This window comes from Citrobacter sp. RHBSTW-00570, from assembly GCF_013739755.1.
GTDB classification, from domain to species: Bacteria; Pseudomonadota; Gammaproteobacteria; order Enterobacterales; family Enterobacteriaceae; genus Citrobacter; species Citrobacter braakii.
On record NZ_CP056399.1, the window covers coordinates 4,916,091 to 4,928,494 of the forward strand.

Annotated in this window: 15 protein-coding genes; 6 read left to right on the forward strand and 9 right to left on the reverse strand. The window is 49.9% G+C overall.

The features are described 5' to 3' along the window. Window positions 1–11 precede the first annotated feature (11 nt). Together HV237_RS23295 and HV237_RS23300 are read right to left on the reverse strand one after the other, a co-directional pair. Window positions 12–386: a type II toxin-antitoxin system VapC family toxin gene (locus HV237_RS23295; protein WP_016155182.1), complete on the reverse strand. Its 375-nt coding sequence runs from the start codon at window positions 384–386 to the stop codon at window positions 12–14. Next, complete coding sequence (locus HV237_RS23300; protein WP_016155181.1) at window positions 386–628, reverse strand: CopG family transcriptional regulator; 243 nt, start codon at window positions 626–628, stop codon at window positions 386–388. The genes HV237_RS23295 and HV237_RS23300 overlap by 1 nt, the downstream gene beginning before the upstream one ends. A gap of 205 nt (window positions 629–833) precedes the next feature. Between HV237_RS23300 and HV237_RS23305 the strand changes: the two genes are divergently transcribed. From HV237_RS23305 to HV237_RS23315, 3 genes are all read left to right on the forward strand, one after another. Then, window positions 834–1,763: an alpha/beta hydrolase gene (locus HV237_RS23305; protein ID WP_047357779.1), complete on the forward strand. Its 930-nt coding sequence runs from the start codon at window positions 834–836 to the stop codon at window positions 1,761–1,763. Between the two features lie 84 nt (window positions 1,764–1,847). Further along, the gene (locus HV237_RS23310) at window positions 1,848–2,159 is read left to right on the forward strand and encodes a type II toxin-antitoxin system HigB family toxin (protein WP_047357780.1); all 312 of its coding nucleotides are present in this window, start codon (window positions 1,848–1,850) and stop codon (window positions 2,157–2,159) included. Beyond that, window positions 2,156–2,608: a helix-turn-helix domain-containing protein gene (locus HV237_RS23315; RefSeq protein WP_047357781.1), complete on the forward strand. Its 453-nt coding sequence runs from the start codon at window positions 2,156–2,158 to the stop codon at window positions 2,606–2,608. The genes HV237_RS23310 and HV237_RS23315 overlap by 4 nt, the downstream gene beginning before the upstream one ends. 17 nt (window positions 2,609–2,625) lie before the next feature. Here HV237_RS23315 and fabY read toward each other — a convergent pair whose 3' ends face one another. The 6 genes from fabY to HV237_RS23345 all read right to left on the reverse strand — a co-directional run bounded on the left by fabY (window position 2,626) and on the right by HV237_RS23345 (window position 7,646). Beyond that, entirely contained in the window at window positions 2,626–3,567 is a 942-nt protein-coding gene (gene fabY / locus HV237_RS23320) for a fatty acid biosynthesis protein FabY (protein WP_003825286.1), read from the reverse strand. Window positions 3,568–3,611: 44 nt separating this feature from the next. Beyond that, window positions 3,612–4,049 (reverse strand): D-aminoacyl-tRNA deacylase, encoded by a 438-nt coding sequence (gene dtd / locus HV237_RS23325; protein WP_016157874.1) that lies wholly within the window; start codon window positions 4,047–4,049, stop codon window positions 3,612–3,614. Next, window positions 4,046–4,918, reverse strand: a complete 873-nt coding sequence (locus HV237_RS23330; protein ID WP_019077938.1) for a virulence factor BrkB family protein — start codon at window positions 4,916–4,918, stop codon at window positions 4,046–4,048. The genes dtd and HV237_RS23330 overlap by 4 nt, the downstream gene beginning before the upstream one ends. Continuing rightward, a complete protein-coding gene (yihX, locus tag HV237_RS23335; RefSeq protein ID WP_016157873.1) occupies window positions 4,912–5,511 on the reverse strand; it encodes a glucose-1-phosphatase in 600 nt (199 codons plus the stop codon). The genes HV237_RS23330 and yihX overlap by 7 nt, the downstream gene beginning before the upstream one ends. Window positions 5,512–5,778: 267 nt before the next feature. Further along, window positions 5,779–6,807: a LacI family DNA-binding transcriptional regulator gene (locus HV237_RS23340; RefSeq protein ID WP_047357782.1), complete on the reverse strand. Its 1,029-nt coding sequence runs from the start codon at window positions 6,805–6,807 to the stop codon at window positions 5,779–5,781. Next, window positions 6,780–7,646, reverse strand: a complete 867-nt coding sequence (locus HV237_RS23345) for a hypothetical protein (RefSeq protein WP_181541853.1) — start codon at window positions 7,644–7,646, stop codon at window positions 6,780–6,782. Before HV237_RS23345 ends, HV237_RS23340 begins: the two co-directional genes overlap by 28 nt. 38 nt (window positions 7,647–7,684) lie before the next feature. Between HV237_RS23345 and HV237_RS23350 the strand changes: the two genes are divergently transcribed. Further along, the gene (locus HV237_RS23350) at window positions 7,685–8,716 is read left to right on the forward strand and encodes an IS630 family transposase (RefSeq protein WP_102595949.1); all 1,032 of its coding nucleotides are present in this window, start codon (window positions 7,685–7,687) and stop codon (window positions 8,714–8,716) included. On the opposite strand, the gene HV237_RS23355 is transcribed toward HV237_RS23350, so the two are convergent. Next, window positions 8,686–9,636: a solute:sodium symporter family transporter gene (locus HV237_RS23355; RefSeq protein ID WP_181541643.1), complete on the reverse strand. Its 951-nt coding sequence runs from the start codon at window positions 9,634–9,636 to the stop codon at window positions 8,686–8,688. The two genes, HV237_RS23350 and HV237_RS23355, sit on opposite strands and share 31 nt — an antisense overlap. A 209-nt stretch (window positions 9,637–9,845) precedes the next feature. Here HV237_RS23355 and HV237_RS23360 point away from each other — a divergent pair, with 209 nt between their 5' ends. Beyond that, window positions 9,846–11,603 (forward strand): IlvD/Edd family dehydratase, encoded by a 1,758-nt coding sequence (locus tag HV237_RS23360; protein WP_240489672.1) that lies wholly within the window; start codon window positions 9,846–9,848, stop codon window positions 11,601–11,603. A gap of 9 nt (window positions 11,604–11,612) precedes the next feature. Beyond that, window positions 11,613–12,404 (forward strand): aldolase/citrate lyase family protein, encoded by a 792-nt coding sequence (locus HV237_RS23365; protein WP_047357785.1) that lies wholly within the window; start codon window positions 11,613–11,615, stop codon window positions 12,402–12,404.

The following is a 12,404-nucleotide window of genomic DNA, read 5'->3' on the forward strand; positions in this document are numbered from 1 at the left end:
GGTCGCCCGGGTTATAACGTATACGGTGTGACCACGCCGGATATGCCTGCAAAATCCCTGGTATTACGCGTAACCAGTGTAAGACGATGAATCTGCGCAGTGGCCAAAATGATGGCATCCGGCAATTTCATCCCATATTCCTGCCTGATACTCACGCTTCGTTCAGCAATATCCTGTGAAACACCGATCACATTAAAAGCGCCTAGCGCAACGCGTGTGCGAGATTCCTGATGATATTTTTTTGCGCCCACCATCAACTCCATCCATGTAATGAGGCTGATTGCGTTCTGCGGCGGCCATGTTTCTATCGCTAGTTTTGCTTCACTTCGCCCGCTAAACAGGTCGATGAGGATGTTGGTATCAAAAAGCGCAGATCCTGTGACCATTACCATTCCTCACGGAGTTTACGCTGATAATCAACGCCATCTTCCTCACAACCTTGCCATAGCCCAAGAGCACGTGAAATTGTCGTTTCAGCTTGATCCTGCCTCTCAAGATACTGTTCAACAGCCTCCCGCAAAAGCTCGGCCCGCGGCAGATTACGCTGCACCTTGAGATCATCAAGACGTTTGATCACTTCGTCTGATAAATCGAGTAAAATTCTGCCCATATCCATCCCAGCCATCATACTCACATATACCTCCAGTATATCATTGGCGATTAATTTCCACACAACATACACCCGAGAAAAGCGAGAAAATAGCCTTCACGCGAACGATTTTTACTTTTGCGAGCCGCTTTCCAGAATCGTACACCCCGTCACTTTTCCCATTCTCATTCGTGGCTATCCAGGTTATAAAACTGTATATCCATACAGATAAGGAAAATAATAAATGGCACTGGAAAGCGGGATTGCACAGCTGGTTGAGGCATTTATCGCGGCGGGACGCCCTTCTTCGCGCGAGCAAAATATTGATGACCGGAGAGCAGGCTACATTGCCAGCACGGTACTGGCAGGAGAAACTGAAACCCGCGTACAGGTTGAAGATATTGAACTCGATGCAATGACATTTCGCGTTGTTTCGCCGCGGGGCGCCACGGGAAATCTACCCTGCGTTATCTATTATCACGGTGGCTGCTTTGTTAGTGGCGGATTCGCGACGCATGATAACCAGCTAAGGCAGCTCGCCTGGTACAGCGGCTGTCGAGTCATTGCGGTGCAGTATCGCCTTGCACCAGAGCATACTTTCCCGGCTGCACATAACGACGCTGAAACGGGAGCCAATATTATCTGGAAGTATGCCCAGAAACTGGGTGTCGACCGCGGCAGGATTACGCTTGCTGGCGACAGTGCGGGCGGGCATCTGGCGCTGGTCACCGCACTGCGCCTGAAAGCTGCCAATCAATGGCAACCTGCGCAGCTAATGCTGATTTACCCGATGCTGGACGCAACCGCCAGGTTTGAGAGCTACGACCGAAATGGGCAGGATTACATTATCACGCGTGACACGTTGCTTTCGGGCTACGAGATGTATTTGCCGCAAACCGACCTGCGGCATCCTGAAGCCAGCCCTGTCTGGCGTGAAGACTTCAACGGTCTGCCGCCCACGCACATCATTACAGCCGAATTCGACCCACTGCGCGATGAGGGCGAGGCCCTGTATCAACGGTTCCTGGAGCAGGGCGTGGAGTGCACCTGCCAACGCTATCTTGGCGTTATCCACGGATTTTTCCAGTTGGCAGGAGTGAGCCAGGCGGCACGAAATGTTATGCGAGATGTGGCCTGGCGCGTCGTTAATCCTATAGCAGGAAGACATGCTTGATTAATCTTTTGTTTTCATCTTGAAAACTTAATTGCCTTGCGTTATTTTGTTTTCAGGTTGAAAACCTTGTAATGGATCTACACCATGCATGTTATCAGCCGAAAACCTTTCAACGAGGCAAGACTCCGTTTTCCAAACCACATGGCAGCACTCGTTGATTTGCTGAATATTTTAGAGAAAAAAATGTTCCACACTCCTGAAGAGATGAAGCAGTACATACCTTCACTGGATAATTTTAAATACAGAAATAAATGGTGGGTGATTAATGTTTCAGGTAACTGCTTGAGACTTATTGCCTATATTGATTTCAAACTGCAAAAGGTATTTGTGAAGCATATCGTTCACCATGCCGAGTATGACAGACTAACCACATACTATCGGGGTCACAAAGAATGAGAACGCATGAAAGCCATCAGATAGACACAGCCAGTGTAAAATTGATGATCGATACCTTTACCGATGCAGTGAAAAAAATCCCCCTGTTAGGCAAAGAACAAAATGAGACAGAGTACCGAAAAGCACTCGCTTTGGTGGAGTTTCTGGTTGATCGTGACGACCTGGAAAACCCGTTGTTTGAGCTGCTTTCAGCTCGGATCCGCGACTACGAAAAACATGCGCCTGAGTTCAGTGCCCTCAACCAACAACTGGAACATACTCCTCATGGCGTTGCGTTACTGCGTACGCTCATGGATCAACATGGTCTCAAAGCAGCAGATCTTGCCAACGAACTTGGTTCAAAATCCAATGTCAGCAACATCTTGAATGGTCGCAGAGCACTGACTATAAGTCATATTAAAATGCTCGCAGAACGCTTTAACCTTCCGGCAGACGCATTCATCGAGTAAAGAGGATCCCCTCTGACCTATTCTTCCTCATTCCCGCCCTCTTCATATGCGCCAAACGGTTTCGCGGGTAGCACAATGTAGGTACCTTCAAACACGACGCCCGGCGTATCATCGCCAAACACCCCGACCTGCATCTGAACGCGCGCCTTGCGGCCTCTTGCCAGACGGTCCAGGTCACCGCTCAGCGAGCCCAGATCGGCAATAGCGGTAGGTTTCCCGGTAATTGGCCTGCTGTATCGGATATGCGCGTCGGCGAGGATTATCGTCCCCCCCAGATGACGCTCGCGCAGCATCAGCCAGATAAGCCCCCAGCCCGTTAACGTCGCCAGTGAAAACAGGCTTCCGGCAAACAGCGTATGGTGCGGGTTCTGATTGCCTGTCTCTGGCATCGTCGTAATAAATTTCTGCCCAGTGTACTGCTGAATGCGCACGCCCATTTTCTCACTCAATGGAATATGTTCGTACCAGGCTTGCTGTAGCTGTCCGCACCAGTCCCCGCGATGGAGAATGTCGTCCAGCGTTGCGATGGGTTTAATCATCAAAAAATGGCGCACCGGCGTGGTTTGCGGCGTGGTAATTTCGCCCTGACTCACAAACCCCAGTTTGGCGAAAAATTCGACCGCATCTTCACGGGCGCTACAGGTTACGCGTTTTACCCCTTCCTGACGCGCCACAGACTCCAGGGTCATCGCCATCAGCGTGCCCAACCCTTTCTCCTGCACAGAGGGGTCAACGGCCATAAAACGTATGGAGGCTTCGTTATCCGCATTGATATACAAACGCCCAACCGCGACCAGATTTCCCTCTTCGTCCACCACCATCTGGTGATGCGCCATCGCGTCCCAGGCATCCCGTTCGGAGCCTTTGGGCTGGTGCAACGGTTTACGCAACATCTCCCAGCGAAACTGGTAGTAACGCTCCAACTCTTCTTCTGTTTGCGGTACTCGAAGGTGATACATAGTCGTATTCTCTCTTGTTGCCCGCGGCCACACCGGTAGCTGGTTCATACTTGTAACCAGAACGTCACGGGGCCATCATTAACCAGTGAAACCTGCATATCCGCAGCGAATCGACCGGTTTGCGTATTCATTTCCTGTTGGCGGCAACGCTCAACAAAGTATTCATACAGCGCTTCTGCCCGCTCGGGCGAAGCGCCTTTCGAAAACCCCGGGCGCATGCCACGTTCGGTATCTGCCGCCAGCGTGAACTGTGAAACCACCAGCACACTGCCACCTGATTGCTGCACGTTGAGGTTCATTTTTCCTTCGGCATCGCTAAAGATTCGATAGCCGAGTACGCGCTCGCACAGACGGTTCGCTTTCTGTTCGTCATCATCCCTTTCGACACCTAACAGGACCAAAAGTCCTGGGCCAATTTCACCCGTCACCTCGCCCTCCACGGTGACGCTGGCACGGGTTACGCGCTGAATTAATGCAATCATGGTTGATCTGCTTCTTCTTGTTCTGCGGCTTGTTTAAGTTTGCGGTATTCCCCGAGAGTGACAGTTATTTCCGCGCCAAGCAAGACGATACACCACGTCCAGTATACCCAGACAAATAAAATGGGGATCACCGCCAGGACACCGTAAATGAGCTGATACGACGGGAACATCGTGATGTAGAGTGCAAATCCTTTCTTTCCGGCCTCGAACAACACGGCGGCCACAAAGGCGCCAATAACAGCATCACGATTGGGCACACGCGTAGTTGGCACAATGCTGTAAAGCAGCCAGAACGAGAGCCAGGAAAGCACCAGAGGGAAAATACGCAAGACGTCATCAATCACCGAGTTGAGATCGCTGGCCCAGCGCAATGACAACAAATAAGAGCTGATCGCCAGACTGGCCCCCGCCAGCAGCGGCCCCAGCGTTAAAATCATCCAGTAAACGGCGAAAGAGTAAACTTTGGGACGAGTGCGCTTACTGCGCCAGATAGTATTCAGAGCATTATCAATGGCATACATCAGCAATAACGCCGTGACAATCAGCCCACATGCCCCAACGGCCGTCATTTTGTTCGAGTTGGCGACAAACTGTTCGATATAACGCTGGATGACGTCTCCCGTCGCCGGGATAAAGTTTGCAAAAATAAAATGACGTAGCTGGGCACTGACGTCGGAAAACATCGGAAATGCGGCGAAAAGAGCAAACACAACGGCGATAAGCGGCACTAATGAGAGCAGTGAAACGTAGGCAAGATTCCCTGCCAGCGTCGTCATGTTGTCCTCATCAATCCGCTGCCATAGTAGCTTCAGCCAGGCCCGTACAGGACGCGTATGGTGCCTGGCTTGTTGCTGAACATTTTTTAGCATAACAACTTCGCGAAATAGTCAGGAATGGTCGTTTTATCGACGACCTGGATACTGGTAATCCCTAACCGGTTAGCTCCTTCAATATTATCGGCGTTGTCGTCAAAAAATACCGCATCGTCCGCAGAAAAACCTTCAGACTGCAGGACATGCTGGTAAATCCGCGCTTCCGGTTTTCGCATGCCCAGATCCTGGGAAAGATAAATATGGTCAGCAGCCTGACGAATTTCAGGATATTCATCCGGCCAAAATGTTGTGTGCAGACGGTTAGTATTCGACAAGACGACCACCCGATGCCCCTGCTCACGCAGCTTATGCATGATGTCGATGACTTCAGGGCGCAATGCCACAAAAACGGCCTGCCAGCCGTGAGAGAACTGCTCGTAACTTAGCGGCAGCGCCATGTCATGACATAGTGCCTCGGCAAAGGCTTCATCCGTTATTTCACCTCGCTCGTGCTGGTGAAAAGCCTCCCCCATGGTGAAACTTTGCTTCAGCGAGGCCAGCGGTACACGGCTCAGATCGCTCCATGTGCCCAACACGCGGTTGAAGTCGATATCGACAATCACATTACCTAAATCAAAGATATAGAGCATGATCTTCTCCTTAATCGCCGTGGATGAATAACTGTAGCGGGAAAGGAGAAGTTTGACTACCGGGATCGGCGATGTGTATCCGTTTAAAGATACTTAACAAAGGCAAGCAAAATGAACGAGCCAGGACAATGAGAAACGCAGGCAACACTACCCGCCAGGCCAGCGATACTCTGACGGCGAGCTTCAGTAAACACCGCGGAAACCCTAATATTGTTCTCAGAAACTTTTATCTGCTTAACATCCGCACGCACTGACCAGGTGTGTTAACTAAAACGGTAAGCGTGTACTTCCACGCGGCATGATTTCAAAGCCGACATCAACAATTTCGCCCTGCCAGGTTTTATCCTGCGCCATTCTTAGCATCATCTCTGCCGTCCTGTCCGCTATCTCATCAGCATTCCACTTAATGCTGGATAACGTTACAGGAGCAAGCCAGGCGCTGGAGGGAAAATCACCGAACCCAAGAATGCTCAACTGTTCAGGCACCTTGATACCCCGGGCTTGAGTCTCCATCAGAAGAGCCGTTGCTATTGCATCGCTGGTACAAAAAATTCCATCAACTCCCCGCTCCTTGACTAACGTTTGCATCAGAATTTCACGGCTGGCCTGCCAGATATTCGGGGTTTGCGGGATATCAACCAGCAGGGGCTTCTCGCCCTTTTCCTCAAGCGCACGACAAAATCCGTTGTAACGTGTACGCGCACGAATGTCGTCATCAAAACGCGTCGTGAAATAGGCCAGTAGGGAACAGCCGGTATCGAGCAAATAGCGTGCAGCAGAATAACCTATCTGCTCCTGGTTATTACCAACCTGAGCGGAAAATGCGCTGCCATCAACCTGCCACATTTGCACCACAGGTACACCGCTGTTTTTCAACATTTTAAGAGTTGAAGCTTTGTGGTCGGCACCTGCAATAGCAATGACCGCTGGCGACCATTGCAAGATTGCCCGGATCTGCTCTTCTTCCTTATCCAGACTGTGGTCGTGAGAAGCAATAGATAACTGAAATCCCTGTTCGCTAACCGTCGACTCTATCTTCTGGATAACATAACTAAACGTCACGTTCGCCAGAGAGGGCAACACAACCGCCATATTGCAACTACGCCCCCCGGTAAACTGGCTGGCGATCTTGTTGTGCACATAGCCAAGATTATCGATAGCCGCCTGGATTTTTTTCCCGGTCTTCTCCGAGACACGGTCGGGCTGGCGAATATACAGGGAAACCGTTGACGGCGACACGCCGGCCTGGTGCGCAACATCATCAAGTTTTACGATTTGACGCGATCTCTGACGCATTCCTCTCCCGAATTCTCATTAAGCAACACCCTCTCTTGACGACGACGATGACGAGCCAATCCCACAATCAGTATCAGCGCGACCGCCCAAACCAATCCCAGCAGAGGGTAAAATGAAGCAGGGAGCCCCTCAGGGTTTGCCAGACCAAGCGGCGACAATGCGATGAAAATACTGATTAAAGCCACCATCATAATAACACTTACACAATGAGCATATCGCCATTTTTCCATAGGGATACTTGCAGGTTGTGCGTCCGGTACATAACACTTTCCGGGGGCCACTTTCCCAATAGATAACATCATTGCTGTTTCAATCAGAAACAATATGCCCATAACGTGAATAAAATGTAGTGAAATCCATTTTTCCCCACCGGCAAACGTGTATAACCCGTAAGCGATGACATGAAAACCAAGTACCCATTTTGCTGCCAGTGCTGGCACTCTTCGGGTTAAAAAACCGACCAGTACAATCGTGATAATAGGAATGCTATAGAACCCGGTAAAGCGGCGCATCAGATCAAAAATACCGTTAGGGCTCCACAGCAGCAGAGGAGCTATCACTATCGAAATAAGCGAGACAACAACAGAGGTAATCTTGCCGACATATACCAGTTTTTTCTCATCCTGACATCCAGTCAGCGGAGCATAAAGATCGATCACAAATAGCGTGGCGCTTGAATTCACCACCGAGTTGAAATGGCTAATCACCGTCCCAAAAATCGCTGCGGCGAACATACCAATCAACCACCAGGGTATGACCGCCTTAACCAGTGCTGGATAAGCATAATCAACATGGGTAAATACAGGGCCAAAAAGATTATACCCGTGATCATTGAAGATGCTTGATTTTTTTTAGAATCAGGATCATGCTACGAACCATGAAAATTACACTGACTCCTCAACAGAAACTGCAACTCGAACAAATGCACGATATTGAACGTGATAGTCGAGTTTGCGACCGTATTAAGGCTGTTTTGCTGGCTTCTGAAGGCTGGAGTCAGACCATGATTTCACAAGCTCTTCGGATTCATGAATCCACCGTTGCACGTCACCTTAGCGACTACGTTCTTTCTGAAAAACTTAAGCCTGAAAATGGCGGAAGTCAAAGCAAGCTTTCTGCAACTCAAACCATGCACCTAATCGAGCATTTGACTGAGAGAACCTATCCTCATACTCATCAAATTGTCGCCTACGTTAAAGAGACTTTTGGACTTGATTACACTGTCTCTGGTATGAACAAATGGCTTCACCATAACGGTTTTAGCTACAAGCAACCGAAAGGCGTTCCACATAAGTTTGATGAAGCAAAACAACAAGCTTTCATAGATGCTTACGAAGCGCTAAAGGCAAGTTGTGACGAGGATGAATCGATAGTCTTTATCGATGCTGTTCACCCAACCCTATCAACAAAAATATCTCATGGCTGGATACGAACTGGTCAAGATAAAGTGATTGAAACAACGGGAAATCGCAGTCGATTGAACATTCTTGGCGCACTGAACCTGTCAGATATCGGAGCTACTATTATTGATGATTATGAGAGCATTAACAGTGAAACGATAGTTCGCTTTTTCTGTAAGTTAAGAGAGAGTTATCCGTTAGCTCATAAGCTTCATATCATTTTAGATGGTGCGGGATATCACCGTAGTGACTTAGTCAGAGATGCGGCATTTGTCCTTAATATCGAGCTGCATTATCTTCCACCTTACAGCCCAAACCTCAATCCAATAGAGCGGCTTTGGAAAGTAATGAATGAGAAGTCGAGGAACAACGTTTACTTCAAAAGTAAACGGGACTTCAAGGCGGCAATAGACCAATTTTTTACTGTGACTCTTCCAGAGATCGCAGGCTCTTTGGCATCTCGAATTAATGATAATTTTCAGGTTCTCAAGCCTGCATCTTCAAGTTGATTCGGTATAAAAGCAATCAGCCCTGGCAACACCATCGCCAGTGGCACCAGTAGCTTGATGCTACCTGCAAGCAGCACGCCTTTTTGGCTTTCAGCAAGCGACTTCGCCCCTAACGCCCGCTGAATGATCATCTGGTTAGTACACCAGTAAAACATATTGGCACACAGCATACCGGTGAAAACGGTGCTAAAAGGCACTGATGAACTGGCGCTGCCGATAGCATTGAGCTGTTCCGGATGGCTTAACAACGCTTTCCCACCCGCAAGAAAAGAGCCTTCGCCAAGGGCAATGAGTCCTAGAACGGGAATGAGCATTGCCGCGACGAGTAAAATCAGACCGCTGATAGTGTCTGAAATGGCGACAGCTTTCAGGCCTCCCAACGTCGCATAGAGTCCACCAACGGCTCCCATCACAAGGGCCAGTAATCCGATAGCGCTCCAGTCAGGCAAGTGGAAAATTTTTTGTACATCAAACATCTCGTTCATCGTGATCGCGCCAAGGTAAAGACTGCACGGATTGGCCATCACCGCATATCCCACGAGTAACATCACGCTGACCGTTCGCCTTGTGGCGCTATCGAAACGCTCCTCCAGAAACTGCGGCATTGTGGTAATGCCGCGGCGTAAAAAACGCGGCAAGAAAAAAACAGCCATCATGATAGTGGCAACTGCGGCGGTGCTTTCCCAGGCCATACCACTGATATCAAAACGATATGCGTTGCCATTTAAGCCGACTAATTGTTCAGCTGAGAGATTAGACAATAGCAGTGAGCCAGCGATGAAATAACCGCTTAGCCCTCTTCCCGCAAGAAAGAATCCTTCCACGCCTGACTCTGAAACCCCTTTTGTTTTTCGATATGAATATAGCGCTACGAAAATTAAAAAGAGAAAAAAAGTCGCGACAGAAAATAGCATTTCCATAGCATAACCTCGTCGACGAAGTGATTAACACTACTATCAAACGGCGCGACATGCAGATAAAACGTCTTTACAGCGAAACTGGAAGGCACAAAACAAAAAAAAGCTTACGCGCGGATGAAATGGGCTGAAGATCACATTTTATGCAAAATGCATCTTGATTATCGTAGCGCTACGATAATACCGTAGAAAGAAACCACACACAGGACAGTATGACGATGTTCAACCAGGATTGTTTAGTACGACGGGATGTTTCTGAGTTGCGTAGCCAGAGATGGTATGCCCCAAAGACAATTAGAGCTTTCGCGCACCGACAACGTACCCAGCAAATGGGCTTTGCCCGGGAAGAGTTTTTGGGTAAGCCGGTTATCGGCATCATTAACACCTGGAGTGATATGAGCGCCTGTCACTCCCATCTGCGCGAACGCGCGGAGGCGGTAAAACGTGGCGTCTGGGCGGCGGGCGGCTTTCCAGTAGAACTCCCGGCACTTTCAATGGGCGAAGTGATGGTGAAACCCACCACCATGTTGTATCGCAACTTTCTGGCCATGGAAGCAGAAGAGTTGTTACGTCAGCACCCGATTGACGGCGTGGTGCTACTGGGTGGATGTGATAAATCCACACCGGCTCTGCTAATGGGTGCGTTATCTATGGATATCCCAACCATTTTTTGCCCGGCAGGCCCAATGACCACGGGCAAATGGCACGGTCAGGTTACCGGAGCGGGTACGCACACGAAAAAGTTTTGGGATCAGCTTCGTCTTGGCGCGATCACCCAGCATGACTGGATTGAGCTGGAAGGGGCGATGACGCGGTCCATCGGTACCTGTAACACGATGGGCACGGCCTCTACCATGACCTCAATTGCCGATGCCATGGGCTTTACCCTTCCCGGCGCAAGCTCTATCCCGGCCGCGGATTGTCGCCATCCACAGATGGCCGCCCAGTGCGGAAAAACCATTGTGGATATGGTCTGGTATGACCACAAACCTTCCCGCTGGCTAACGAAAAAGAATTTCCTTAATGGTATTGCCGCTTACATGGCGTTGGGCGGTTCCACCAATGCCGCAATCCACCTGATCGCAATGGCTAACCGGGCATCGATTACGTTAAGTCTTGCCGACATGGAGGAGATCGCCCGTAAAATCCCCGTCCTGGCAAACTTATTTCCTTCAGGCAAAGGGCTGATGGATGATTTCTTCTTCGCGGGCGGCTTGATGGCCCAGTTGAAGAAAATCAGCCCATTCCTGCATTTGGATGCAAAAGGTGTAACCAATACGCAGGTCAGCGCCTGGATCGAAAATGCCGACTGTTACGATGACGACACTATCCGCGATTTAAGCAATCCGGTGATTCCTCTTTCACAAGGTTGTGCTCTAACGGTGTTGCATGGAAATCTATGCCCCAATGGAGCGGTAATGAAATCCTCTGCTGCCAGTTCCTACCTGCGCCATCATGTTGGCCCGGCTCTGGTTTTCGATACCCACCAGCAACTCTCGGAGCAGATTGACTCCCCGGAACTCAACGTCACCAAAGATACCGTCATTATTCTGCGCAATGCCGGGCCTGTCGGCGGACCCGGTATGCCAGAGTGGGGAAATCTGCCGATTCCGAAAAAGCTATTGCAGCAGGGCGTTACCGACATGGTACGTATTTCCGATGCCCGCATGTCCGGCACACATTACGGCACCTGCATTCTCCATGTTGCTCCGGAAGCCGCTGTCGGCGGTCCATTGGCTCTAGTTCAGACCGGTGATTTGATCGAACTGAATATAGAAGCGGGCTCGTTAAACATGCTGGTTGACGATACCGAACTGGCGCAACGTCGCGCAGCGTTAAAACCCACTCATCAAACATTTTCCCGTTCCTGGTCCGCACTTTACCAGCAGCACGTCACTCAGGCTGATGAAGGGTGTGATTTCGATTTCCTGCAAAGCGGCAGTGATGTCCCGGAACCTCCTATTTTTTAAGGAAAAACAATGAACAATTTCAAACAGGCTATTCTTTCCGGCCAGCGTAAGTTAGGCACCTGGATGATGACCGGCAGCGATACTGTTGCCGAAGCCATGGCTACCGTAGGTTTTGATTTCCTGGTTCTTGATCAGGAACATGTGGCGGTCGACACGCTTGATGCTATCCGCATCGATCGCGCTATTCGCAGCGTAAATGCCAATACCACACCACTCTACCGCCTGGCGGGCAACGATGTTGTATTAATTAAACGCGCGCTTGATGGCGGTGCCATGTCGCTGATGATCCCCTTTATCAATACTCCTCAAGAAGCGCGTAGAGCAGTAGAGTCGGCTTATTATCCGCCCTATGGGAAACGCGGTTTTGCCGCAATGCATCGCGCCTCGGGTTGGGGTGGTAACGCACAGTTTGTGGAGGATTCACGAAATGAGCTGTGCCTGATCCTTCAACTCGAAACGCCAGAAGCTATCGCCAACATCGATGAAATCGCAAAAGTAGACGGCATTACCGGTTTCTTTATCGGTCCCGGCGACATGTCCTCTGCGATGGGTTATCCAGGAAATCCATCGCACCCAGAGGTTCAGGCGATGATCAAGCGTGGGCTGGAAGCTTGTCAGCGACTTGGCTTCCCTTGCGGCATCGTAGGCGGTAATCCGGAACTGGTAAATAAATATCAGCAAATGGGCTTTACCTTTGTTGCTCTGGCCTCCGACATGAGTTTTATGTTGGCGCGGGCCAAAGAACAACTGGCCGCTATTCGTGGTGAAGAACTACAGATTCGCGGCGGCGAGGTGTATTGA